The sequence below is a fragment of the Treponema sp. genome (assembly GCF_024696245.1).
In the GTDB taxonomy this organism is placed as follows: Bacteria; Spirochaetota; Spirochaetia; order Treponematales; family Treponemataceae; genus Treponema_D.
In genome coordinates this window covers 1-24,717 of record NZ_JAILGZ010000163.1, presented here as the reverse complement: position 1 = coordinate 24,717, position 24,717 = coordinate 1, and the positions used below count along the sequence as shown (strand labels likewise).

Sequence of the window (24,717 nt, the reverse complement as noted above, 5' to 3'; positions counted from 1 at the left end):
GCAACAAAAAGAAGCTCAGTCTTTGTTGTAGAACATACGTTTGTAAGACTTTCTGCGATTGTTGATTTATTTACGCTTCCAGTAAATGGCGGATTTGCAAGAATAATATCAAATTCACCTTCAATTTCGTTATTTTTGCTTACGCTGTCCTGATAAGCAATATGTGGTTCGTGGATTGAGTGGAGCAGAAGGTTCATTGCGGAAATTTTGAGCATTGTACTTCCTGTGTCAAAACCAGTAAGAAGACCTTTCGAATAATGCTCCCATTCTTTATCGCCCATCTTGTTTCCGTATGTGTCGCGGATAAATTCTGCAGAAGAAATAAGGAAGCCTGCAGTACCACATGCCGGGTCACAGATTTTATCCATTGGTTGAGGCCTGATAAGTTGAACCATCATGTCGCGAATCTGTTTTGGAGTACGGAACATACCAACCTGGCCACTAGAATTCATCTTGCTCAAAACATATTCGTAAATATCACCAAGCATGTCTCGGGTCTGAACTTCAGGATTTTCAAAAAGTTCATCAAGTTTTGTAATTACGGCTTTTAAGGTCTGTGGGCTTGGAATGGAGAATGCTGCATCTTTCATGTAGCGGGCAAAAGCACTTTCTTCATTTGCATTAATTTTTTTAATGAACGGAAAAATCTCTTTGTTCATCAAATTAAAGAGTTCTGTTTCTTCAAAGGTCTTAAAAATATGCCAGCGGTATTTCTGTTTATCTTCCGGGAAAATATGTTCCTTCTTTTCTCCTGACATTTTTTCGTACTGTTCAGTTTCATTTTCAACTTCATCAAGAGAATGTATAAACATAAGATATGAGAACTGTTCAATGACAGTAAGATATTCACTCATACCTGCACTAAAAAAATCATCCCAGATTGAATCTATTTTATTTTTTATTTCGCCAGTTATCATTTTTAAACTCCTAACCTTAATAAAAAACATTATACCAATTTTTAATCGGATTTGTAGATAATAAAAACAATAAAAACCAGCAAAAAAAAGCCTGCATTTCTTGAAGTTACCCTCAAAAATTGCAGGCTTAATTATTCAAAAGTCACTTAAACTACTCAAGACGACCGTACACACAGCCGTAGCAAGTGCGTGCGGCTGTGCAAGCATCACTTATAAGCCCCTCTCGAAGCACTATAAATGTCACTTAGACTACTCGAGTCTTCCGTACATAAAATACCAGTATCCATAAGGTGAATGCCATGTGCCCTTAAGGTTATCAACCTGCATCCATACTTCGTTGTAGTAAGCAACAGGAGCCATAGCAGCATCCTTAAGAAGAATCTGTTCAGCTTCATGGAGGTATTCATAATGCTTTTTAACATCAACAGTAGCACGTGCATCACTTACAGCTTTATCAAATGCTGCAGAAGAATATTTACCATCGTTGTTACCGTTTCCTGTTTCAAGAAGGTTAATCATGTTAGAAGGATCGTCCCAGTCATAAACCCATCCGTTACGAGCAACATCAAAGTTACCAGAGCGGCGGTCAGCTGTTACAGTCTTCCATTCCTGAATATTAATCTTCATTGTAATACCAAGCTGAGCATATGCAGACTGAAGGTATTCAGCTACAGGCTTGTGGTAAAGGGAATCATTTGTAAGATATTCAAATGTTGGGAATCCCTTTCCGTTTGGATAACCTGCTTCTGCAAGAAGTTTCTTAGCCTTAGCAAGGTCAGCTTCGTAATTGCTGATATCAAAATGATCACCGTATTTAGCAGTTGTAATATCTTCAAAAGAAGAACCTGCTGCAGCATCAGATACACCTGGTCCTACAAAGTTTTTAGCAGGAAGGTATGTACCCTGCATGATTACGTTTGCAACATAGTTACGGTCAATTGCAAGAGAAAGAGCTTCGCGAACACGTGGATCGTTAAAAGGTTTCTTTTCTACATTGAATGTTACATAGTAAGTACCCATGATTGGTGCAGAATAGAACTGGCTTGAACCACGAAGAGAAGGAATTTCTTCTGTTGGAACATCCTTAATCATCTGAATCTCACCCTGGTTATATGCAGTGTAAGAAGTATTTGCATCTTCAATAAGATGCCAGATAATAAATTCAAATGTTACATTTGCAGCATCCCAGTAATATGGATTCTTCTGGAATACGATACGTGAATTGTCTTTAAATTCAGCCATAAAATATGGACCATCAGTTACATAAGTTTTTGGATCAATAGTCCAACTTTCTCCGTTTGCTTCAACAGTTGCTTTCTGAACTGGAACAAGTACAGCAAATGAAGCAATCTTGTCAAAGTAAATGCAAGGAGAGCTAAGGTGAACAACAAATGTGTTAGCATCTGGTGCTTCTACGCCAAGAGCATCAACATTTCCGTTTTCTGCTTCTTCAAAACCAACAACCATGTTCAAAAGATCATATCCGTATGGAGCAGCTGTTACTGGATCAGCTACACGCTTCCATGAATATACAAAATCTTCTGCTGTAAGTGGACTACCGTCTGACCACTTAAGGTTTGGACGAAGATGGAAAGTCCATGTAAGACCATCTTCTGACTGTTCCCAGCTTTCTGCAAGTCCTGCAACAATGTTGTTGTTACGGTCAAATTTAAGAAGACCTTCAAATGAATGAAGAATCATGTTTGCACCGTCAACTGCACTGTTAAGGGCAGGGTCGATTGTTTCTGGAGAAGGACCAACCTGAACGTGAATGGCTGTTTTGTTCTTCTCTGCCGCTGCGATTGCTTCCTCTAATGCTGACTTCTTACCACCGCAAGAAGAAAGAAGACCAATCATAGCAATTACTGAAATAGCAATTGTACTCTTTTTCATATAATCCTCCTGAATACTGCAGTTATACCACAGCATTCTTAAAAAAATATGCTAGTTAAGTTTATCAAGGTGATGACATGCAGCATAATGTCCGCTTGTCACTTCCTTAAACTCAGGTTTCTGAGCAGCACACAAATCATCTGCATAAGGACAGCGGGTGCGGAAAGGACATCCAGAAGGAGGATTTACCGGAGAAGGTACATCTCCCTGAAGAATAATGCGCTTATTTGCACGGGCAACCTTAGGATCAGCAATAGGTACTGCCGAAATCAAAGATCTTGTATATGGATGAAGTGAATGGAAGATAAGTTCTTCTGCTTCTGCAACTTCTACCATATGACCAAGATACATAACACCAATTCTGCTTGAAATGTGATTTACTACAGAAAGATCATGAGCAATAAAAAGATAAGTAAGGGAGCGTTCTTTCTGCAAATCTTCAAACATATTTACAACCTGGGCCTGAATAGAAACATCCAGGGCACTTACAGGTTCATCACAAACAATAAATTCAGGGTCTACTGCAAGGGCACGGGCAATACCGATACGCTGTCTCTGTCCTCCGGAAAATTCATGAGGAAAGCGGTTTGCATGTTCACTGTTAAGACCTACTGTAGAAAGAAGGGAAATGATTTTTTCCCGCCTTTCTTTTTTATCTGAATAAAGATGATGAATATCCAGGGCTTCTCCAACAATATCACCTACAGTCATACGTGGATCCAAAGAAGCATAAGGGTCCTGGAATACAATCTGCATCTTTCTGCGGTAAGGCAGCATCTTTTCCTTAATCTTTTTTTCACTGTCAAAGATAACTTTTCCGTCATAAATAATCTGACCGGAAGTAGGTTCTGTAAGACGTAAAATAGAACGGCCTGTTGTAGTTTTACCACATCCTGATTCACCTACAAGACCAAAAGTTTCTCCCTTGTTAATAAAAAAGCTTACATCATCTACGGCATGTACAATCTTTTTTGTTCCCGCAACAGGGAAATACTGTTTCAAATGATTTATCTCTAAAAGTTTTTTTGTTTCACTCATTTGCTTTCCCCCTCAGAATTACTTCCTTTTACAACTGCATCCGCACTGCCAAGCATCTGGGCTTTCTGTTCAAGCCAGCAGCGTCCGTAATGTACGTTTTCGCCAATCTTAGCACCACCAAGACTCTTGTATTCATTACGAACAGGCTTTTTCTCAAGACAAATCTTCATACAGTTAGAACAACGTGGAGCAAAACCGCATCCCTTTGGAGGATTAAGAAGGTCTACAGGCTGTCCTTCAATAGGAACAAGCTTTGAATAATCTTTTTCATGGAATTTTGGAATTGAACGGAGAAGGCCGCGGGTATATTCATGCTGAGGATTATAGAAAATATCATCAGTTGTACCATACTCAACAATTTCTCCAGCATACATAACTGCAATATGATCACACATAGAAGCAACAACACCAAGGTCGTGGGTAATCATAATAATTCCCATTCCAAGACGCTGTTTAAGTTCCTGCATAAGGTCAAGAATCTGTGCCTGAATTGTTACGTCCAGGGCTGTAGTAGGTTCATCTGCAATAAGCAGTTCCGGTTCACAGGCAAGGGCAATAGCAATTACAACACGCTGTCTCATACCACCGGAAAGTTCATGAGGATACTGCTTCATGCGTTTTTCCGGTTCATTTATACCAACAAGAGTAAGAAGTTCCTTTACACGTTCCTTAGCTTCCTTACCCCTTTTATCAGTATGAAGCTTAATTGCCTCTTCAATCTGATTTCCGATTGTCCATACAGGGTTAAGGGAAGTCATAGGGTCCTGGAAGATAATACTTACTTCTTTACCACGAATCTTGCGGAGTTCCTTTTCTGACATCTCATCAATACGGTGACCATTAAAAGTAACTGTACCGCCGGTAATTTTTCCGTTGTCAGCTGTAAGTCCCATAATTGAATAAGCAGTTACTGATTTACCGCTTCCTGATTCACCTACAATACCAAGAACTTCACCCTTTCTCATCTGAAGGGTTACATCGTTAAGCGCCTTAACTTCTCCAGCAGGCGTAAAAAACGAAAGCTTTTCATGCTGAATATCTACTAATAATTCATTATCTGCCATTTTTCACCGCCATTTTTATGCCTTAAGTTTAGGGTCAAAGGCATCACGAAGACCGTCCCCTAAAAGGTTAAAGCTAAGAATAATAATAAAAATAAGGAATGCAGGAGCAAAAAGCTTCTCCGGGAATGACTGGAATCCGTTTAATGCAGCAGATGCAAGGGAACCAAGAGAAGGCATTGGAGCCTGAACACCAAGACCAAGGAATGAAAGGAATGACTCTGTAAAAATAGAAGACGGAATCTGAAGTGTAGTAGTTACAATAAGGGTTCCGATACAGTTAGTAATAAGATGCTTTCCGATAATGCGGCGCTTTTTTGCACCAAGGGCACGGGCAGCAGTTACATATTCATTCTGTTTAAGAACCATAATCTGTGAGCGAACAATACGTGCCATACCAACCCAGTAAAGAAGGGCAAATACGATAAACATAGAAATCATATTAGGACCCAGCTTCTGAATCCAGCCAAAACCTGCCACTTCACCAAGAGTCTGAAGAGGGAATTTAAGGATCTGGGCAAGAAGAATAATAATCAGAACATCAGGGATGGTATAAATAATATCAACGATACGCATCATTATAAGGTCTACAACTCCCCCAAAATATCCGGAAATTGCACCATAAAGGGAACCAATCACAAGAATAAGAAGAGATGCTACGATTCCGACCATAAGTGAAACCCTGCCACCTACCATAACACGGATGGCATAATCACGACCGTTACTGTCTGTACCAAGAATATGAGGGAATACCGATTCACCTGCATCAATCTGCTGCTGTTCAATTTTTGAATACTGCATTGGAGCAAGACGTTCACTACCCTTCATCTGCTGTTCATATTTATAAGGATAAAATCCAGGTACGATAAAACAGAGAACTACAATTGCTAAAACAATAACAAGAGCTGTCATTGCAATCTTATTTTTTCTGAATCTGCGGAGACCATCTTTCCAGAAGCCTACGGATTCACGCATTACTGTCAAAGATTCTTTTTCTGAAGCCGATGCTGCTACAAAATCGTCAACATTCAGCTGAAAACTCAAAGGATTCTTATTCATTTTCTTTCCCTTACTTAAGCTTAATTCTTGGGTCAACGATAGCATAGGCAATATCAACAAGCACATTCATAAAAATAACGAATACTGCAAGGAAGATTGTTGTGCCCATAATCATAGGATAATCACGGCTGGTAATAGCTCCTACAAATTCAGAACCTAAACCAGGAATATTAAAAATCTTTTCGATAATAAAACTACCAGTCATAAGGGAAGCAAGAAGTGGTCCCATATATGTAATAACCGGAAGAATTGCATTTCTAAGGGCATGCTTAAAAATCATTTTTACTGTACTTACACCCTTGGCACGGGCTGTACGCATATAGTCCTGACCCATTACATCCAGCATGGAAGAACGCATAAGACGGGCAATATAAAATGTAGGATATAAAGAAAGGGCTATTACAGGCATTATGTAATTTGAAGGATTTTCCAGACCTATTGAAGAAAGGAGTTTAAGCTTTGTACTAAAAATATAAAGAAGCAATGTAGAAGAAAGAAAGCTTGGAATGGCAATTCCGCCGGTAGAAAGAACAACAAGGATGTTATCAACAGTTTTTCCACGCTTAAAAGCTGCTATTGAACCAAGGGGAACACCTACAAGAACGGCAACCAGCATTGCAATTCCACCAAGACGGGCAGAAACAGGAAACTTTGTAGAAATAATGTCAGCAACTGTTCTACCGCGCTTTTTAATAGAAAGCCCCAGGTCTCCATGAATAAGACCATTCATATAAGTTAAATACTGCTGTCCCAATGGTTTATCAAGACCGTATTTAGCTTCCATAGCTTTTTGTGCTGTTGGGGTAACTGCCTTTTCTGACAGAAATGGACCTCCAGGCACAAGATTCATAATAAAGAACGTAAGGGTTGCTACAAGGTATGCAGTAAACAAAGCTGTAGCAATTCGTTTCAATAAATAACGTGACATTTAGAAACCTCGAAATTTATAAACATCTATAAAAATACTTAAAGTAGCGGTATATTCTACCATAATATAGTTGATGTAGCTACAACAAATAAATGCATTTTATGCAACATGAGCTGAATTTTACATAAAAAAACCGCCGGATTTTACTCCGGCGGCGCATTTACTGCTTAATTCAACTTATTTTTCAAGAATGAATTCTACGCGGCGGTTCTTCCAGTTAACTGACTTATCTTTAGTGTCGGCAACAGGTTCTGTACCACCCTTACCTTCTGCACCAAGACGACTCTTAGAAACACCAAGTTTAATAAGCTGATTCTTTACAAATTCTGCACGTTTAAGTGAGAGAGGTCCAAGAGCTGGTCCCCACTTAGACGGATTGTCTGTAGTTTCTTCAGCAGGATCATTTGTAGATGGATTAGCATGTCCTACTACAACAACCTTATAATCACTGAACTTCTTAAGGATTTCTGCGATACGGTTAATTACACGTTCGTTGTTCTTAGCCTGGTCAGCTGTAATTCCGGCAGAAATAACCTTTCCGTTTGCATCAAGCTTCTGAACATTAAAGTCAGCATTGTCTGAACGGAAGATAATAGAAGGAACCTGCATCTTAAGCTTGTCTCCGTCACGTACAACAAGTACGTCTACCTGAATCTTTCCTTCTACCTTGCTTGTCATGCCAAGTTCATCAGTTACAGTAAATTCATATGGATAATCTTCTGCAGACTGAACAAGTTCACCGTTGCTGCCACGTCCGTCCCAGATAATACGTGGTGTAATTGCTGACTTACCACTTGTCTTCCAGAACATATTGCCGTTGCGGTCACGGATTACAAAACTCCAGCTCTTGAATGCTGCAAGGGATTCTCCCTTAAGCTTAATCTGAAGATCATCATCTGTACCATCATTATCAGGGCTGAACCACTTAGGTGATGTTCCTACAGAAAGTTTTGGAGCTTCTGCTGTACAGATAAATGTAGAAGATACTGCGTCTACAACGTTACCCTTTTCGTATTCAACGTGAAGCTTTCCTGAGAATACTCCGTTTGCAATTGTCTTGTCTGATGTATCACCAGCCCAGTCAATGTTTGCAGGAAGATTCTTGCTGTCTGCTTCTGTCCAGCTTCTTACAGCCTTACCGTTGGCATCTACAATATCAAAGCTCCACTTAGAAATACCTTCGCTTAAAGAAGTATGAATAGTAAACTTCTGCTTATCAAGAATTCCGTCACCATTTGGAGAGAATCCTGTAAGTTCGTTTGTTACGTATACAGTTGCCTGACGTGCATCAAGCTTAATGTTATCGATTACAGCCTTAGCAGAGTTTCCGGCAGCATCTGTAGAAGAAAGGGCAATTGAATATGTACCGTTGTCTACTTTGTTTCCATTAGAATCTGTTCCGTCCCAGGCAAAATTCTTTACAGGGCTCTTTGTCCATGTATAAGTGCGGACAACTTTCTTTGACTTAGAATCAATAACTTCTGCCTTCCACAAAGCTTCTGTTGAACTTTCTTCTACCTTAACAGGAAGAGTCTGTCTTGTACTTGTAGCTTCTGGAGAGAATGAAGTATATGCAGGTGTTACTTTTACAAGAGGTGCCTTTGTATCAAGAGTAATCTTTGAACTTGTTACAGTAGCTGCCTTTGTACCACTCTGTGCTTCTGCATCAAGAGTAACTTTGTATTCACCATCTTCACATTTTGTTCCGGCAGCAGAACCTGTATTAGAAGTTCCGTTCCACATAATGCTTTCTGGAGGATTTCCGTTACCTGACTGTTCCCATACAGTCTTATTCTTTGAATCAACAACCCTGATGGTGTAATTCTTAAGACCGTTGGCTGCATTTACTTTTGGAGTAATCTTTACTTCTTCCTGAACACCGTTTCCGTTTGGAGAGAAGGCTGCAGGAGAAATAGAAATGTATGCTTCTGTTTTAGAAGTATCAAGTTTAAATGAAGATGTAGAAACAGATGCAGTGTTTCCTGCAAGATCTGCTACATCAAGCTTAAAGCTGTAATCACCATCAGCTGCAATTGTTCCTGCATCAGAAACAGAATCCCATTCAACTTCTGCAGGAAGTTCTGAACCAAAATTATACTGCTTTACGATAGCACCGCTTTTTGCATCAACAATAGTACCTGTCCATGTTTTTGCACCAGTGTAAGCCGGCTTCTGAACAGAAGAAAGTGCAATCTTAAGTCTGTCTTTTCCGTTGAAAATCTTAGAGTTTACAGTTGCACTTGCTTTTGGAGCGCTGTTATCAATTACGAATTCCGGTGAATAGATAACTTCCGGTTTGTATCCGTTAAGATATGTGGCTGCAATCTTTGCACGGTACTGACCTTCTGGAAGTGCTTTTCCTTCTGAATCTTTACCGTCAAATGTAAGGTTACCCTTAGGAGCATTCTTACCATCACCAGAATATTCACGAACAACCTTATCCTTAGCATCAACAATCTGAACTGACCATTCAGTAAGTGAGTTTACAGAAGATGTAGGGTTAGGAATTGTTACGTCAAGCTTAACATTCTTAATTTTAGAATTCTGTCCTTCTGGAGAGAAATATTTTGAACCACTGATTGCAACAGCTGTCTCTGGTTTTTCTGCAGAGAAAAGAATGTTAGTAATAAGGGCTTTTTCTGAAACGTTACCTGCAAGGTCTGTTGCTGTAACTTCGTAGTTATAAAGTCCGTCCGGTACAATGGCGCTTTTGTCATCTGTACCATTCCATTCAACGTTAAGAGGTTCAGATTTTTCCCACTTATATGAACGGATTGTTTTACCTGACTGATCTGTAATTTTTGCTGTCCATAATTCTTCTTCAGAACCGGACTGCTTAATACGAAGGATTGATTTTGCACCTTCACCAAAATTCTTTTCATCAGATGTAAGCTGTGCAAGATTAATTACTGGAGGTGTGTTGTCAACGATTACAACATATTCATCTGATTCACCATTGTTACCTGAATCATCAGTTGCATAGAACTTGTATTTATAAACACCGTCTTTTGCAAGGGAACCATCATCACAGAAACCGTTCCAGATAATTTTTTCCGGAATTTCTACGCTCTGTTTTGGACTTACAAGCTTTTTAAAGAAACCTGTAAAAGTCATGCTTCCTTCATTCTGAACTTTGTTACCGATTGTGCGGACAATATTTCCGTGTGCATCACGAATAACAAAACTCCAGGCACTGATATAACGCTTGTCCCTTATTTTAAGAGGAACTTCAAGACGATCCTGTCTTCCGTCATTATTTGGTGAAATATACTGAGGACTTCTTTCTGCAAAGGCTGCTGTTCCAAGAAGAACAAGAGCTGCACCTGCAACTAATTTTACTTTTTTAGAAACATTTTTCATTTTACGCCTTACTCCTCATCCCAAAGAATAATTTCTGGTGCTGATGTATCTGCAAGACCAAGATTAACCTTTGCACCAAGACTTACAACTTCGATTCCGCTATATACTTCCTGCCATGCAAGTGAAGGTATAATTTCGCTCTGAGCCCAGTCTTCTTTTCCAAGCTTCTTAGAATTAAAGAGGAACTTAAAGCTTACACCAATAGAAGGCATTGCAGCTGTATAATCCTTTTCTGCAAGTTCAAGAATATTAAGTGACCAGCCTGCATTCAAATGAATAACATCAAAGAAAGTCATGCCGTAAGAAATATCAAAAACTGCATTATGTAAAGTTGGGAAAGATGCATCTGTACTAAAAGAACCTGTTACGTTTGCTGTCTTAAAGAGTGTTGATGCAAAAGAAAGACGTGGTGTAAATACTCCAGGGTAATCTCCATCAGAAAGAACGCCTTCATCTTCCTTAATACCGTATGTGTAGTAACCGTTCAAAGGCTTACCGATGTTAAGCATTGCAATTCCAAGACGTGGATTCTTAAGGAAACCAAGATTATTCTGGAATAAATAAAGGGTTCCAAGATCTATACCGGCTGTAAAATCTGAATCATCTCCAGTATAAAAACCGCCGTAAAGATTCATACCAACATAAAACTGTTTTTCAAGGATTTCTTTTGCAGCTCCAAGGTGAATTGCAACTGTGTTCCTTAAGTTCATGTTGTTAAAGTCAGCAAAAAGCCCCTGCATTGTTCCAGTAAATACTGTGTATCTTGTAGGAATTATAAGACCAAGCTGACATCCAAAACCCATAGAAGCATCATCATTTCCTGGCAAATCATTCTTATTAGTATTTATAAGAAGAGAAGCACTTAAATCTGCAACTGTCCTCTGCTCTCCTGCAGTAAGGGCCGGGTTAAAAATAATTGAAGCAGGAACAATGTTGAACTCTGCACCGCCAGTAGCCGATGCTCCACCAGAAAGCATTTCCGGACTTGTAAATGTGTACACATACTCTCCGCCAGCAGGTGGATTGTAAGCAAAAGACGCAGCTGTAAAAGCAAATAATGCAGCTGCCAAAGCAGTGATTTTTTTCATGGAATTTAAACCTCCGTTATTATTCCAATTTTATAACCTCAAGTTGAATTTACACTAATTATTTTGTAATAACAACTCTTCGACTTCTTCGATTATATTATCGGGTGTTGAAGCTCCGGCTGTTAGCCCAACTTTCTGCATTTTAAAGAATTCCGGGGGAATTTCTGAGGCATTTTCTATTAAAGCAGCATTTTTACATATAGAAGCTGCCCTTTCGTAAAGACGGCGGGTATTTGCAGAAGATTTACCGCCAATAACAAGAATACCGTCGGTTTTACCTTCCAGCTGACTTAAAGCATCCTGCCGCTCCATAGTAGCTGAACATATTGAATTGAATATTTGAATCTGGGGATTTTTTTCTTTAAGAATAGACTTTATTTTTTCAAATTCTACCGGGCTAAAGGTAGTCTGGGCAATTAAAACTGCCTTCTCTGGAACATCCAAAGCTTCTGCCTCCTGGGGATTCTCTATTACCAGGGCATTTCCTCCGGCATAGGCAGAAATACTTACAACTTCTCCATGATTTCTGTCACCGGCAATTATTATGGTAAAACCTTTGCCATTCCACTCAGCAGCCCTTTTTTGACTTAAATGAACTTTAGGGCAGGTAGCATCAAGAACTGTATGATTATGACTCTCTAAATATGACTGAACCTGAGGAGTTGTGCCATGAGCCCTGATTATTACTATTGAATCCGGCTGAGCCTGGTCAAGATTTTTATCCGTTAAAACAGATACACCTTTTTTTTCAAGGTCATTTAAAACCACAGGATTATGAATAAGAGGTCCCAGAGTATAAATCTTAGTGCCTGCAGAATTTTTAGAAACAGACTGTTCTGCAGTTTCTACAGCCCTTCTTACACCCATACAAAAACCAAGTACTTTAGCCCTTATTACTTCCACAAAAACTCCTCATTAAATAAAAAAAGCCATTGCTACACAAGGTAACAATGGCAATTATTCAACTTAATTGATTTTTACTCAACAGTAAGTTCAGCAAGAGCTCTCTTTGCTTTTGGCTGATGAACGTGATTCTTGTATTCTGCTTTCCAGTTGCGGCGGATAAATGAAATAAATCCTGAACTGATAAACATAGAAGAATAACATCCAGAAAGAAGACCTACTGTAAGAACTACTGCAAAGTCATGAATGCTTCCAGAAGTAAATACGATAAGTGATACAGAAGCAAACATTGTTGTAACAGTTGTAATGATTGAGCGGGCAAAAGTATCGCTTACTGACTTATTGATAATGTCATTGAATACTTTAATCTGTCCAAGCTTAATGTTTTCACGTACACGGTCAAGGATAACAACAGTAGCGTTGATAGAATAACCAAAGATTGTAAGAACAGCTGCAAGTGTTGTTGTGCTGAACTCAATCTGTGTCCATGAAATAAATGCAAACATAATAAGGAAGTCATGTACAAGGGCAACGATTGCACCAAGAGCAAAGTCCCAGTGGAAGCGGATTGTTGCATAACCCCAGATTAAAAGAAGTGTTACAAGAGCAAGTGCTACAGACTTAACTGCAAGGGAGCTTGAAAAGCTTGAACCTACATAGTCTTCACGTACAACTTTTACGTTTTCTGCACCAAACTTTGCGTTAAGTGATGAAACTACTTCATCCTTAAGTTTCTGGTCATCTTCTTCCTTACCATTGCTCTTTGCACGAATCTGGTAAGTTGTTTTTCCGTTAGAAGAAAGTTCCTTTACAGAAATGCTGCTGTCTGCAAATGCAGAACGAACTGCATCAACTGTGACTGTACCGGTAAATACTGCTGTTTCTTCTGATTCTGAAGCTGTCTTTTCAGCTGATGCTGCAGAAATCTCTACTTCTTCAATAAATCCTGGAACAAAGTCAATTCCAAAGTTAATTCCCCTTACGAAAAGACCTACGATTCCAAAAAGGATAACAGCACAGCTAAGCATGGCACAAGGTAAAAAACCTTTACTAAAATTCTTTACTGTTCTCATTATTTGATCCTCCAGCTGATGCTGATATTTTTCTTGTGCATTGTTTCTGTACCAAAATCAAAGATAAGGCGTGAAACTACAAGTGTTGTAAACAATGTAGAAAGAACACCAATTGCCAGTGAATAAGCAAATCCCTTAATAGAACCTGTACCAAGCTGACTCATGAATACTGCAGCAATGAATGTTGTAATGTTAGAGTCAAGAATTGCCCACATACCGTTTGCAAAACCTGTAGAAATAGACGCCGCACGATCCTTACCAAGAGCAAGTTCTTCCTTAATGCGTTCGTAAATAATTACGTTAGCATCAACTGCCATACCGATTGTAAGAATGATACCGGCAATCATTGGAAGTGTAAGTGTAAGGTTAAGGGCACTAAGTACAGAGAACATGATGTAAAGGTTAAGAACCTGAACAACACATGCATTAAATCCTGCACCCTTGTACCAGATAAGCATAAAGATCATGATTGCAACAAGACCGATTGCAATAGCGGTAAGACCCTGTTTAATTGCAATTTCACCAAGTTCTGCACCGATAACCTGCTGACTTTCTACAGAAAGTGGCACATCAAGCCATGCTGACTGAAGTACTTTCTTAAGGTTTTCTGCTTCCTGTCTTGTAAATCCTGTAATTGCTACAGAACCATTCATAATTGCATTGTTAATTTTTGCATTTGACTTAACTTTAGAACCACTTACGATACACATAAAGTCGTTCTTATGAGCTGATGTAAAATCACCCATAAGTTTTGCACCTTCAGAATCAAGGATAAAGTTAACTTCAGGTTCACCTGTTGTTTCCTGTGTTCCTACTTCTGCACGTGTAATGTGTTTACCATCAAGTACGATTTCCTTGTTAATAACAAGATATCCGGCCCTTTCATCAAGTCCGTAATCGTCTGTTACGTAATAACCAAGGATTTCTGCATCATCAGGAATACCTGCATCTTTAGCAACTGATTCTTTAAGTGAACCATCTTCGTTGTAGCTTTCAGGATGTGCTGAAAGATATTCATTAAGGGTTTTTGTAAGGTCTGTACGTGTCAGGCGGAAGTTAAGCATACCCCTTCCCTGAACGATGGAATTAATTGTATCAGATTCAGCTGTACCAGGAAGTTCGATATAAATGCGGTCATCTCCCTGCTGACGTACAACTGGTGAACTCAAACCAAAGCTGTCGATTTTCTTAGTAAGATTTTCGATTGTCTGAGCCATTGCCTGCTTTTTAACTTCTTCTTCAGAAAGACCACCTGTAAGATCAGCTGCCTTTGCTACTGAATCAAGGTCTGCCTTAACGATGATGCTTATACCACCACTTAAATCAAGACCAAGTTTTACAGAGTTCTGATAGTGTTTTCTGTCAGCAAGAATCTTTATACGATAGTTTTCTTCAAAATCACCAAGAAGCTTGCTGTAAGCCTGTGCTGTGTTTATAGAAGAAACTGAATATGATTCAAGAACACTATTGTATGTAATCTTTGATGGAGCCTCTTTATCAGCCTTATCAAAATTATCCTTTACTTTTTCTTCAAGCCATTTGTATTCAGCAGAAAGCTTTGAATCAGGGTTAGCCTTTACTTCTGCGTAAAAAGCCTTAGCTCCACTTCTGGCAAGCTGCTGTGACTTTTCCTTGATTTTCTCAAGTGAAAGTGTTGCTACTGCCTGATCTTCCTTAGATGTACGTCCGTACCATGAAATTGAAGGCCAGAGGAATGCAAAACATGCTGCAAGAACTGCAACAATGATAACTAAACGTGTAATCTTTTTCATTTTTTACTCCGCCTTACTTATCAAACTCATCTGCATCATCAGATGTTTCTGCTGTTGAAGAAGTTTCTGCAGCTGTATTTTCTTCGTTTGAAGAAGCATTCTGTTCTGTAGACTGAGAAGCTTTTGCATCAGCTTTCTTTGCGTTTGCTCCCCTGTAAATCATAGAGAATGCAAATACTGCAACAAGAATAAGAATAACGATCATGCGGATCTTAGCATATTTTTTTGCCTTAGCTTCTGCTTCTTTCTCTTCATCTGACTTTTCTGAAGAAACTACTTCTGCATTTTCTGCTGAAGATGCTGCAGCGTCTGCCTTTTTTTCTGATTCTGAAACTGGTTTTTCAAAAGTAACTGTTGCAATTGCAGTACGGTTAAATTCAATCTTTGTGTTGTCGTCAACTTTTACGATTACAGTCTTTTCTTTTGTCTGTGCAATCGTACCATGAATACCGCCTATAGTTACTACCTTGTCTCCCTTCTTGAGAGCATCGATCATTCTCTGTGTTTCTTTCTGCTTCTTGCTCTGTGGGCGAATCATGAAAAAATACATGATGAATACGATGAGAATTAACGGCACCAGCATACCGAATCCACCGCCGCCGGTCCCAGCAGTCTGAAGAAAAAGTTCATTTACTACCATTTTGCCTTCCTTCTTTTAATTTAAAACTAGTGATTTAGATTATCTGATTTTTTTCATTATTTCAACTGAATTCCCGGTCAGCCCCTAAAAGAGACGGGACTTTAAAGGCAGGCATTATTTTAGTAAACTTTTTGCAGAGGTATTCACATGAACATTGCGGTTTTAGTAAGCGGCGGAGGAACCAACCTTCAGGCCCTCATTGATTATGAAAAAGAAAACAAAGACTGTCCCTATCACATTTGTGTAGTTATAAGCAGTACAAAAAATGCCTATGCCCTGGAAAGAGCTCAAAATGCAGGCATTCCTTCAGAAATTAAAAGCCCTTATTCAGTTTTAGGTAAAGAAAAAGCCCAGACTGCTGACCGTGACCAGAAAAGATTTGCAGTAAGTGATGCTATTCTTGAATGCTGCAGGACTTATAAGGCAGATGCAATCGTTCTTGCAGGCTATCTGTCTGTTCTTGGAGGCAAAATTATAGAAGAATACAAAGACCACATCCTTAACCTTCACCCGGCCCTTCTTCCTAAATTTGGCGGCGTGGGAATGTGGGGACACAATGTTCATGAAGCAGTCCTTGCTGCCGGAGAAAAAGAAAGCGGCTGTACAATTCACCTGGTAGATTCAGGCTGTGACTCTGGAAGAATACTTATTCAGAAAAAAGTACCGGTAATGGAAGGTGACACCCCGGATTCACTCTACGCCCGTATAGCCCCGGAAGAACATAAAGCAATTGTAGAAGGTGTCTGCCTTCTTGCAAAAGGACTCTAAATGAAAAAAAGCCTTATTCTTATATTTTTCTGTCTTTTTACAGTATTTTCTCATGGCGAAGATAAAAAAATAGGCCTCTGCCTGTCTGGTGGCGGTGCTAAAGGTGCCTATGAAGCCGGAGTATGGCTTGCCATGCAGCAGATGCATCTGGATAAAAACGTAACGGCTGTTTCCGGAACCTCTGTTGGTGCCTTAAACGCTGCCCTTTTTACAAATGTAAGCCCCTATCAGGTAAAAAAACTGTGGAAAAACGAGATAGGCTTTGAATCTGTATTAACACCGGATTTTGACAAATACGCTGATATTATTTCACTTATTCTGGATTACACCAGATCCCTGACTGCCCTTTACAATGAATATAAAGACGGCCTGCTTACAGAAGACAGCCCCTTCCTTGAAACTCTGGAAAAAGCCGGAAGTGACATAGCTACATCCATTGCCACCTACCTTAAGGACTATTTTGACAGTGGAAAAGCTGCAAAGGGTCTTTTTTCAAGGTCTAAGCTTACGGATATTATAGAAGAAAGCATTGATTTTGAAAGTCTGGCCGGTAATCCTGTTAAAATATACGTAACATGCCTTAAAAAGCACAATCTTGCTAAAAAAATCATGAACATCAGTATTTTTGGCTGGCAGGACTACAGCGAGACCTTTATCCTTAACGAACAGACTTCACAGGACAATGTTACCAGACTGCTCCTTGCTTCTTCTGCCATGCCTGCTGTATTTGACACAGTTCACCTGGATACAAGTGTAATCAAGTACGGAAAGCCTTTAAATTCTGAGGGTGAATACATAGATGGTGGTTTTGAGAATGCCGGTGGTCAGAATATTCCGGTAGATCCCCTTCTTGAAGACAAAAATGTAGAAACAGTAATAGTTGTTTACCTTAGAAGTGAATCTTCCCTGGGAAAAAGCATGGTTTCAAAGTCAAATACCAAACTTAAGGGTAAAAAACTTATAGAAATCGTTCCAAGTGAACCTTTGGGAGACATAGTTCACGGCACACTGAACTTTAATGACAGCCAGATTGATAACCTGATACTTTTAGGCTATAAGGATGCCAGAAAAGTCCTTAAAGAAAACAGTGATTTGCTTTACTAAAAGCCTGTAATTTTACTCAACCCGCTGTACGTAGCCGGATTTAGGCATTACCTGAATCTCTACGCGGCGGTTCTGAGCCCTACCTTCCGGAGTAGTATTGCTTGCAATTGGCTTTGTTCCGCCATAACCCTTGTAGGTAAAGAGGGAACTGTCTACTCCTTCATCCACCAGAGCCTGAATAATTGTCTGTGCACGCTGAATACTAAGCTGAAGCTGACCTTCCGGCTTGTTAACATCTGCTGTATGACCTTCTACAAGAATAGTAAATTCACCATTAACCACATACTTCTTTATTGACTGGGCAATCTGACTGATACGACCCTGTTCTTCCGGTAAAAGCTTAGGAGAATCTGCGATAAACTTAAGGTTTTCCATCTTAAACCTAAAGCCGCTTGGCCCCGGAAGCAGGAAAGTATCCGGAATTGGGTTTTCAAGTACATAGCGCTTAAGTTTTTCGTAGGCAACATAGTAACGCTTATTCTTATCAGGTGCTGCTACACCGTGAATGAGAACATCCTTATCAAGAAGAATAACAACCTTTCCCTTACGAAGAAGTTCCATGTTTTCTTTAACGGAAGTAATCTGAAGATAATCATTTCTTGAAATTACCGCATCTGTTCTATTTATACCGTATACTTTTTTTGCAGTAATCCAGAGAGGCTTTTTACCAACCCTATCTTCGTAATCTTCTACAAACCTGCTGGATGAATAAAGAACACTGCCCCTTTCCTTTACAATCTGAGGTTCTACCATGTTACGTTCATAAATAAGGTCCATGTCTTCACTCCAGATTTTTGGAAAAATACATGGATAAGTACGGTCTTCTACAAATTCACCATGAACAGGAAGCATTCCCCTGGCATCAATAATAATTCCTGTATAAGCCTTGGATGCAACTGTATCAATAGGAACCCTCTGGGTGTAGGCAACCTTATGCTTTACAAGGCTGGCACCAATATTCTGCAGCTGAATCGTATGCTGGGTTACAAGATTATTTGTACCGTTTTCAAAATATGCCGGAGTCTGTTTACTGCTGTCAATAATACGGGTAAGTTCTTCAAGAGTAACTGTTTCTTCAAGAACAAGGTCACCTAAAGTCCTGGTATTATCTACATAAATTGAAAGAAGAGGATCTTTTACCAGAGCCGGAAGTTCCATCTGAATCTTATTTACTGAAGAAGATTTACCGCTTGGCATAGGAATACCTGCCTTGGCTACATCAAGGGAAACACTGGAAGTAAAGGTATTTTTAGTCCAATTTATAGTAGAAACAGAAGTCATAACTGCATCTTCTTCTGATGCATGGCCGCTATAATTGGCAAGACGGCGGGCAAGTTCTTCTATATCAAGTTCGCCGGCCATTGCAGGTGTAATTGTATCCTGACAAAAAGCAAGGGCTGATAAAATAAGTGCCCCTGTTATACAAATCAACTTCTTCATTTCTGGTAAATACCTCTTTTGCTGATTATCGGCATTAATCTTCCATCACTTAAATACAGGTATTACAAGCTTCTGATTTATTCGGAGTATACTCTTTTCGTTAATATTATTTACTTTACATAAATCTTCTACGGTAAGCTTGTACCTGCGGCTTATTCCCCAGAGGGAATCTCCCTTTTGAACAACATAAATAAGGGCATCCGTAGCAATATCTGCCTTTTCCAGAGCCTTTTCTGCTTCTTTAGAAGTTCCGGCCGGCACCCTGAGAGAATACTTTTCTCCTGCAGGAGTACACTTTTTTAAAAGAGAAGGATTAAGAAAATCCAGTTCTGATCTTTTTATACCGGTAAGTTTTGCAATCTGATCCAGACTAATCATGCCGGCAACAGTTACATATTCATAATTTTCTACAGGGTGAGTATCAAGAGCTTTATCTGCAGCTCCTATCTCTAAAACGCCATAATATTCAGCATTTTCTATAACATCTGCTGCTGCAATAAGCTTAGGCACATAATCCCTGGTTTGTGCAGGAAGATATCCGTGTTCTGCCAGATACCAGAAATCCTTACCGGGATGCTTTTTTAAAACCCTGGTCATGGCACCGGCACCCATATTGTATGCTGCAAGGGCAAGTTCCCAGCTGCCAAACATCTTATAGTTTTCCTGAAGTTTTTTAAGGGCTGCTTCTGTCTCCTTCCAGGGGTCAAGACGTTCATCATACCAGGTATTCTTTTTAAGGTAGGGATGCATACTGTTGGCCATAAACTGCCACAAACCCGTAGCTCCTGTTCTGGAAACAGCATTTATCTTGTAATTTGATTCAATTATAGGAAGATACTGAAGGATAAGGGGCATTTTTTTAGCCTTAAGCTGGGCCCGGATATAGTTTCTATATGGAAGCGAATCATAAAGAATGGCTGTAAGCTGCTTTTGCCCGTGTTCCCTTAAAAACTGATTGCGGAACTTTTTAGTAAGGGTATGATTCATTCCCCCAAGACCTACTGAATACCTTTTTGCCTCAGGAATTACCGTATAAAGTTCAGTATATTCCTGGTCTGGTTCAGCTTCTTCCTTTTCCTGAGAAAGAATTGCTGCCGCTTCCTGAAGAACTGCTTCTGCGTCAAAAAAAATTTCTGTTTTACCGGATAAAGGAGCTGTTTTAGGGGCCGTGGCTGTTGCCGAAGATATCTCTGCACTTTGTGCTTGTGGAACTGCAGAGGCTGAATCTGATGCAGCAGCTGCCGGTTGAGGTGCGGCAGTTTGTGGGGCAGCTGTTTGCGATGTTGATGTTTCTGCCAAAGATACTTCTGTTACTGAAACATCAGCTGCTTCCTGGGGGAATATAAGAGGCTGTGTGAATATTAAAACTGCAAATATAAAAGCGCTTTTTTTGTAAAACACAGTCTGTCCTGATTATGCTGATTCAATTTATTAAAGCTTTTCACCAAGGTATATACCCGCCCATTCCCATCGACCATGAATTTCTGGATCTGCAGGGAAGTTTACCTTTCTAAAATAAAGGTACCAGGTGTTTACATAAGTAGACCAGCCTGTTGTACGCAGGTAAGCCTCTGTTGGTGTAGAAGAAGGGTCCAGTTCGGCATTATAGCGGATACGATTACCCAGCATATAGGAATGCATGGTAAAACCAACCTGAGCATTTTCGTCTGTCTCTTCTGAACGCCAGGTCATGGCAAAGAAGTTTACTTTTGACTTATAACGCTCAAGGGCATTGTAGTTATAGCTGGAAATTGCTTTTTTAATGGCATTTACAAGGGCATCACGGCTTTCAAAAGTCCAGTCTTTTGGTGAATCGTTAAAATCAACAAGCTGCTTTGCATTCAGGTAAGCATTTGGAACACCTTCTATCTGAATTGTAGAAGCATCACTCTGATCAAGGAACTTTTCGTAAGTCTTAAGGGCAAGGCTCCACTCACTTTCTTTTTCATACTCAAGGGCTAAACGATAATAAAGCTCAGTTTTACTGATTTTATTTGGAAAACGGTTAATAAGCTGATTAAAATAATAAATACGGTTAGCAGGAGTATTACTAATCTGAATTAAATGCTGAAGACTTAAAAAGTGAATTGACTGATCCTGAACAAGCAGGTCTTCGTAATTACCAATAATACGCTCAAAATAATATTCAGCAATAGGACTGGCATCATTTTCAAGATATGCATAGGCTGTCATTAAAAGCCAGTAAGCGTTATATGTATCATCCGGGTGCTTTTCTACCCACTGGGTAAGGAATGTTATAAGGGAAGGATAATCGTTAACAGAAAGCATGTTTTCTGCAATCTTGTTTACAACAACATAGCGGCTCTTTTCTTCAAGAGTCTGGTCTTCAAGAATATTCATAAGGAGACGCTGGGTCTCTGTATAGCTATTTGAAAATGCAGCAGCCAGAATTCTGCCTTTTGGCTCTGGTTTACATGAAATAAAGAGGCTTGAAAGTAAAATTGCTGCAGCTAAACTTTTAAAAAATGACATAAAATGATTTTATCAAACCAAAGCCATAGTTGGCAAGAAGGGAAACATATTGTATTCTTTAAAGTTAGCGGCTATTTGAGGCATGCCAGACTTTTTTAGGAGTAAAACCGTGAAATTTGATAAGGAGAGAGCTGCATTTTTAGCTTTATGTACCTGCACAGCTGTGTTTACACTCTCCTGCGGTACTACATCAAATGTTACTCCGGAACCTCAGGCCATAGCAATTCCCGATAAATTTAAAGACAAAAGAACCTTCTTTTCTTCAATAGATGACAAAATTATGAGCAATGCTCAGATTGGTTCACCTTCTTCTATTAAACAGGCAGTTTCCCAGCTTCATAAAAGCCTTGAATCTGACTACCTGGATAACGAAAAGATTCTTATTGGAATCTGTACAAATATAATGCAGATTGTATGGCCGTCAGAAAACATTACATGGGAAATACCTGCCTACTCTGACCAGAACACTTATATCGGTACAATAGAAACTGCAAAGCGGGGTATTTATGATTCAGGTCATAATTCAGGAGACTTCTTTTCTAATGTACTTCCATCCCTGGTACTTGTAACTTCAGAAACAAGAAATGACTACTACCAGCAGTCCCGTCAGGCTTTAAATGCAGCCCTTGAACAGGATTCAAATTCAATTCTTGTTAGATACCTTCTGGGAATTCTTGAACTGAGGGAAAACAACCCTAAAGCTGCAATTGAATATCTTACCCAGGCAAGAAAGGGGGCACCTTCCAACTTTGAAATTCAATTTGCCCTGCTCAAGGCAAATTACATGGCTCACAATTATGAGCATGCCCTTACCTTAGGCGAATCCCTGCTGGAACAGTATCCTCAGAATGTTGATGTCCTGGCTTTGTGTTCCCGTTCATCATATGCTATGAATGATTTAACCAAAGCAGAATCTTATGTTGTAAGGGTCCTTCTTCTTGAACCGGAAAATCTTGAATACGTTCTTCTTCGTGCAAGAATACTTATGGATAAAAATGATTTTATCAGGGCTTCTTCATTACTGGATCTTTATTCAACAAACAACACTTCCGGCCGTGAATACCTTTTACTTAAGGCAAAGCTTCAGCGTGAATGGAATAAAAACTATACGGCTGCCGGAGAAACAATTGGTAAGGCACTGACACTTTATCCTGATGACAATGAAGTTCTTCTTTGTGCAGCCCAGATTTCTTCTGCCGCAAATACTGCAATTAACGGAATGACTGCAAAACAGTTTACGGATAAAATCCTCGAATCTGATCCTGACAATATCGAGGCTCTTTTAATTTATATTGATGAAATGACCAGACAGAAAAAATGGACGGAAGCTTATGCCGTAAGTTCAAAACTTATAGCTAAGGAAAATCCAGCTGACTCATGGTTTTATCGTCATATAGATATTTGTCTTGCCCTTAAAAAAAATACTGAAGCTTCTAACCTTGCAAATAAAATGTATTCCGCAAACAATAACGATGAAGAAGCACAGAAGGCTTACATAAAAGTTCTTATCCAGACTTATCAAAAAACAAATGCCCTGCAGCTGATTAACAAACTGCTTCCTCTTTCCAATGCAAAAATGAAAAGTTTCCTTTATTACCAGAGAAGTTATACACATACAAATGAAGAAGAAATACTGAATGACTTACGTTCTAGCCTTACTTCAAATCCACGTAACAAAGATTCACTTTACAGGCTTTATGAAATTTATTATTCAAAAAAAGACTACCGCCGCGCTCAATATTATCTTAAGCAGGTAGTTGCCCTGGATTCTACCAACAGCGAACTCTTGCAAAAAAATAATGAACTTGATTCACTTCTTAAAAAATAAGCATTATAATTAAAATATGATTTTTTAATTCAGGAGGAAGATATGAAAAAAATTCTTTCATCGCTGGCTATTTTATTTGCCCTGACAACAGGACCTGTTTTTGCAGATAATTTTATTCAGGCCGGAATCGGAGTTGGTACCAACTATTCAGTAGTTGAAGATAACCATGATATTTCTTTTTGTCTGGACGGTTTTTATTTTGGATACAAGGGTTTTCATACAATCGCAGTTTATGAAGACACTGACGACCAGGGAAATAAAGAAGTAAATGAAAATTATGATACTTATATCCCTTCTTTATTTTTAGGTTTTCATGGTGACGCTTTTTACATAACTGCAGGTGGAAATCTTATTCATTATATTATGGCTGACTATAGCAGTAACTTTAAGATTCCTTTCTGCTATCCAACACTTTCTTTAGGCTGGGATATTGAAATTGTAGAAAGTTATCCAAATTCCGGAATTCTGAATCTTGATTTATCCTGGTACTACTGTGATATGGGTGATACCTGGAGTCAGTTTGCAAAATCTGCATTTATGTTTGTTCCAAAGTTTTCTGTTGGCTTTAAATACAGATATAACTTCTGATACATGCTTATATAAGTATAAACAAAAAACGGCAGCTTGATTTTTTTTGGCTGCCGTTTTTTTTTGGTAATTTGTGTGGTTTTTTGTTAAACGATTAAAATATATATATGGGGGATATTTGCTTTTAAAAATCTGTCAGATATTTTAAGCCAATTTATTTTTGTTAAAAAGCTGCATGATTTTTTAAGAACATATTTCCTTAAAAAATTAATTTCAAAATTTGGAGAAGCAATGAAAGAATCCAGTTATTTTAAAAAATTAGAAAATCTTACCTTTACTGACGACTATATGTTCGGTGAAGTTCTTAAAGACCCGGAACTCTGTGCCGGCCTTATTGAACGCCTTTTAAAAATTAAGGTAGACCACATTGAATATCCTGAACTTCAAAAATCCATCAAGCCCACCTATGAATCTCATGGTGTACGCTTTGATGTTTATGTTAAGGATTCAGACAAAGTTTATGATATCGAGATGCAGAATAAAGATTATTCAGAAATCCTGCTTAGAAGCCGCTACTATCAGAGTATGATTGATGTAGACAATCTTTTAAAAGGCCGTGTCTACAAAGATCTGCCTGAAAGCTTTGTAATCTTTATCTGTAAAAATGATCCCTTTAATTTAGGACTTTCCGCTTTGTTGTAACAGACAAATTTAAAGAGGCTTTTTAATTCCTCGTCCTCTGATTTATCCCATGCACTTGCATTATAAAACAATTTTACTGTTTTGTCTGTTTTGTCATTAATGGCTGTCTGCTGACATGAGGT

At 39.0% G+C, this 24,717-nt stretch carries 20 protein-coding genes; 5 read left to right on the top strand and 15 right to left on the bottom strand.

Going from position 1 to position 24,717, the window contains the following annotated elements:
- The 12 genes from K6D58_RS11925 to yajC form a co-directional block, all read right to left on the bottom strand.
- Positions 1-917 (bottom strand): type I restriction-modification system subunit M (locus K6D58_RS11925; protein WP_296831007.1); only part of this gene is annotated, 917 nt, incomplete at its 3' end.
- 249 nt (positions 918-1,166) lie between these two features.
- On the bottom strand, positions 1,167-2,810 hold the full coding sequence (locus K6D58_RS11920; RefSeq protein ID WP_296831004.1) for a peptide ABC transporter substrate-binding protein: 1,644 nt from the start codon (positions 2,808-2,810) through the stop codon (positions 1,167-1,169).
- Between the two features lie 51 nt (positions 2,811-2,861).
- Positions 2,862-3,848: an ABC transporter ATP-binding protein gene (locus tag K6D58_RS11915; protein ID WP_296831002.1), complete on the bottom strand. Its 987-nt coding sequence runs from the start codon at positions 3,846-3,848 to the stop codon at positions 2,862-2,864.
- Entirely contained in the window at positions 3,845-4,912 is a 1,068-nt protein-coding gene (locus tag K6D58_RS11910; RefSeq protein ID WP_296830999.1) for an ABC transporter ATP-binding protein, read from the bottom strand. The genes K6D58_RS11915 and K6D58_RS11910 overlap by 4 nt, the downstream gene beginning before the upstream one ends.
- A 15-nt stretch (positions 4,913-4,927) precedes the next feature.
- On the bottom strand, positions 4,928-5,968 hold the full coding sequence (locus K6D58_RS11905; protein WP_296830997.1) for an ABC transporter permease: 1,041 nt from the start codon (positions 5,966-5,968) through the stop codon (positions 4,928-4,930).
- Between the two features lie 10 nt (positions 5,969-5,978).
- Entirely contained in the window at positions 5,979-6,896 is a 918-nt protein-coding gene (locus K6D58_RS11900) for an ABC transporter permease (RefSeq protein WP_296830993.1), read from the bottom strand.
- A 177-nt stretch (positions 6,897-7,073) separates the two neighbouring features.
- Entirely contained in the window at positions 7,074-10,256 is a 3,183-nt protein-coding gene (locus K6D58_RS11895; RefSeq protein WP_296830990.1) for a FlgD immunoglobulin-like domain containing protein, read from the bottom strand.
- 8 nt (positions 10,257-10,264) lie between these two features.
- On the bottom strand, positions 10,265-11,344 hold the full coding sequence (locus K6D58_RS11890; RefSeq protein ID WP_296830987.1) for a hypothetical protein: 1,080 nt from the start codon (positions 11,342-11,344) through the stop codon (positions 10,265-10,267).
- A gap of 54 nt (positions 11,345-11,398) precedes the next feature.
- The gene (ispH, locus tag K6D58_RS11885; RefSeq protein ID WP_296830984.1) at positions 11,399-12,247 is read right to left on the bottom strand and encodes a 4-hydroxy-3-methylbut-2-enyl diphosphate reductase; all 849 of its coding nucleotides are present in this window, start codon (positions 12,245-12,247) and stop codon (positions 11,399-11,401) included.
- A gap of 74 nt (positions 12,248-12,321) precedes the next feature.
- Positions 12,322-13,320 (bottom strand): protein translocase subunit SecF, encoded by a 999-nt coding sequence (secF, locus tag K6D58_RS11880; protein WP_296830981.1) that lies wholly within the window; start codon positions 13,318-13,320, stop codon positions 12,322-12,324.
- Positions 13,320-15,092 (bottom strand): protein translocase subunit SecD, encoded by a 1,773-nt coding sequence (gene secD / locus K6D58_RS11875; RefSeq protein ID WP_296830979.1) that lies wholly within the window; start codon positions 15,090-15,092, stop codon positions 13,320-13,322. Before secD ends, secF begins: the two co-directional genes overlap by 1 nt.
- A gap of 13 nt (positions 15,093-15,105) precedes the next feature.
- Positions 15,106-15,732 carry a preprotein translocase subunit YajC gene (yajC, locus tag K6D58_RS11955; RefSeq protein ID WP_367182354.1) on the bottom strand — a complete coding sequence of 209 codons (627 nt, stop codon included), beginning with the start codon at positions 15,730-15,732 and terminating at the stop codon, positions 15,106-15,108.
- 147 nt (positions 15,733-15,879) lie between these two features.
- On the opposite strand from yajC, the gene purN reads away from it, so the two are divergent.
- Both purN and K6D58_RS11860 read left to right on the top strand, forming a co-directional pair.
- Complete coding sequence (gene purN, locus K6D58_RS11865) at positions 15,880-16,500, top strand: phosphoribosylglycinamide formyltransferase (protein ID WP_296830976.1); 621 nt, start codon at positions 15,880-15,882, stop codon at positions 16,498-16,500.
- Positions 16,501-17,604: a patatin-like phospholipase family protein gene (locus tag K6D58_RS11860; protein WP_296830973.1), complete on the top strand. Its 1,104-nt coding sequence runs from the start codon at positions 16,501-16,503 to the stop codon at positions 17,602-17,604. It abuts the gene before it with no gap.
- A gap of 12 nt (positions 17,605-17,616) precedes the next feature.
- Here K6D58_RS11860 and K6D58_RS11855 read toward each other — a convergent pair whose 3' ends face one another.
- From K6D58_RS11855 to K6D58_RS11845, 3 genes are all read right to left on the bottom strand, one after another.
- Positions 17,617-19,044 carry an OmpA family protein gene (locus K6D58_RS11855; protein ID WP_296830968.1) on the bottom strand — a complete coding sequence of 476 codons (1,428 nt, stop codon included), beginning with the start codon at positions 19,042-19,044 and terminating at the stop codon, positions 17,617-17,619.
- A gap of 45 nt (positions 19,045-19,089) precedes the next feature.
- On the bottom strand, positions 19,090-20,343 hold the full coding sequence (locus tag K6D58_RS11850; protein ID WP_296830966.1) for a lytic transglycosylase domain-containing protein: 1,254 nt from the start codon (positions 20,341-20,343) through the stop codon (positions 19,090-19,092).
- Between the two features lie 132 nt (positions 20,344-20,475).
- Positions 20,476-21,537: a tetratricopeptide repeat protein gene (locus K6D58_RS11845; protein ID WP_296830963.1), complete on the bottom strand. Its 1,062-nt coding sequence runs from the start codon at positions 21,535-21,537 to the stop codon at positions 20,476-20,478.
- Between the two features lie 109 nt (positions 21,538-21,646).
- Between K6D58_RS11845 and K6D58_RS11840 the strand changes: the two genes are divergently transcribed.
- The 3 genes from K6D58_RS11840 to K6D58_RS11830 all read left to right on the top strand — a co-directional run bounded on the left by K6D58_RS11840 (position 21,647) and on the right by K6D58_RS11830 (position 24,595).
- Positions 21,647-23,365 carry a tetratricopeptide repeat protein gene (locus tag K6D58_RS11840; protein WP_296830959.1) on the top strand — a complete coding sequence of 573 codons (1,719 nt, stop codon included), beginning with the start codon at positions 21,647-21,649 and terminating at the stop codon, positions 23,363-23,365.
- Between the two features lie 42 nt (positions 23,366-23,407).
- The gene (locus K6D58_RS11835) at positions 23,408-23,953 is read left to right on the top strand and encodes a hypothetical protein (RefSeq protein ID WP_296830957.1); all 546 of its coding nucleotides are present in this window, start codon (positions 23,408-23,410) and stop codon (positions 23,951-23,953) included.
- Between the two features lie 231 nt (positions 23,954-24,184).
- Positions 24,185-24,595, top strand: a complete 411-nt coding sequence (locus K6D58_RS11830) for a PD-(D/E)XK nuclease family transposase (RefSeq protein WP_296830955.1) — start codon at positions 24,185-24,187, stop codon at positions 24,593-24,595.
- The last annotated feature ends 122 nt before the right edge of the window (positions 24,596-24,717 follow it).

Coding starts and splice junctions, on each gene's coding strand:
- secF (WP_296830981.1), bottom strand. CDS start 13,320: ATGAGAACAGTAAAGAATTTTAGTAAAGGTTTTTTACCTTGTGCCATG.
- yajC (WP_367182354.1), bottom strand. CDS start 15,732: ATGGTAGTAAATGAACTTTTTCTTCAGACTGCTGGGACCGGCGGCGGT.
- K6D58_RS11830 (WP_296830955.1), top strand. CDS start 24,185: ATGAAAGAATCCAGTTATTTTAAAAAATTAGAAAATCTTACCTTTACT.
- K6D58_RS11910 (WP_296830999.1), bottom strand. CDS start 4,912: ATGGCAGATAATGAATTATTAGTAGATATTCAGCATGAAAAGCTTTCG.
- K6D58_RS11905 (WP_296830997.1), bottom strand. CDS start 5,968: ATGAATAAGAATCCTTTGAGTTTTCAGCTGAATGTTGACGATTTTGTA.
- K6D58_RS11860 (WP_296830973.1), top strand. CDS start 16,501: ATGAAAAAAAGCCTTATTCTTATATTTTTCTGTCTTTTTACAGTATTT.
- K6D58_RS11890 (WP_296830987.1), bottom strand. CDS start 11,344: ATGAAAAAAATCACTGCTTTGGCAGCTGCATTATTTGCTTTTACAGCT.
- K6D58_RS11855 (WP_296830968.1), bottom strand. CDS start 19,044: ATGAAGAAGTTGATTTGTATAACAGGGGCACTTATTTTATCAGCCCTT.
- K6D58_RS11835 (WP_296830957.1), top strand. CDS start 23,408: ATGAAAAAAATTCTTTCATCGCTGGCTATTTTATTTGCCCTGACAACA.
- purN (WP_296830976.1), top strand. CDS start 15,880: ATGAACATTGCGGTTTTAGTAAGCGGCGGAGGAACCAACCTTCAGGCC.
- K6D58_RS11920 (WP_296831004.1), bottom strand. CDS start 2,810: ATGAAAAAGAGTACAATTGCTATTTCAGTAATTGCTATGATTGGTCTT.
- K6D58_RS11895 (WP_296830990.1), bottom strand. CDS start 10,256: ATGAAAAATGTTTCTAAAAAAGTAAAATTAGTTGCAGGTGCAGCTCTT.
- secD (WP_296830979.1), bottom strand. CDS start 15,092: ATGAAAAAGATTACACGTTTAGTTATCATTGTTGCAGTTCTTGCAGCA.
- K6D58_RS11845 (WP_296830963.1), bottom strand. CDS start 21,537: ATGTCATTTTTTAAAAGTTTAGCTGCAGCAATTTTACTTTCAAGCCTC.
- K6D58_RS11900 (WP_296830993.1), bottom strand. CDS start 6,896: ATGTCACGTTATTTATTGAAACGAATTGCTACAGCTTTGTTTACTGCA.
- K6D58_RS11915 (WP_296831002.1), bottom strand. CDS start 3,848: ATGAGTGAAACAAAAAAACTTTTAGAGATAAATCATTTGAAACAGTAT.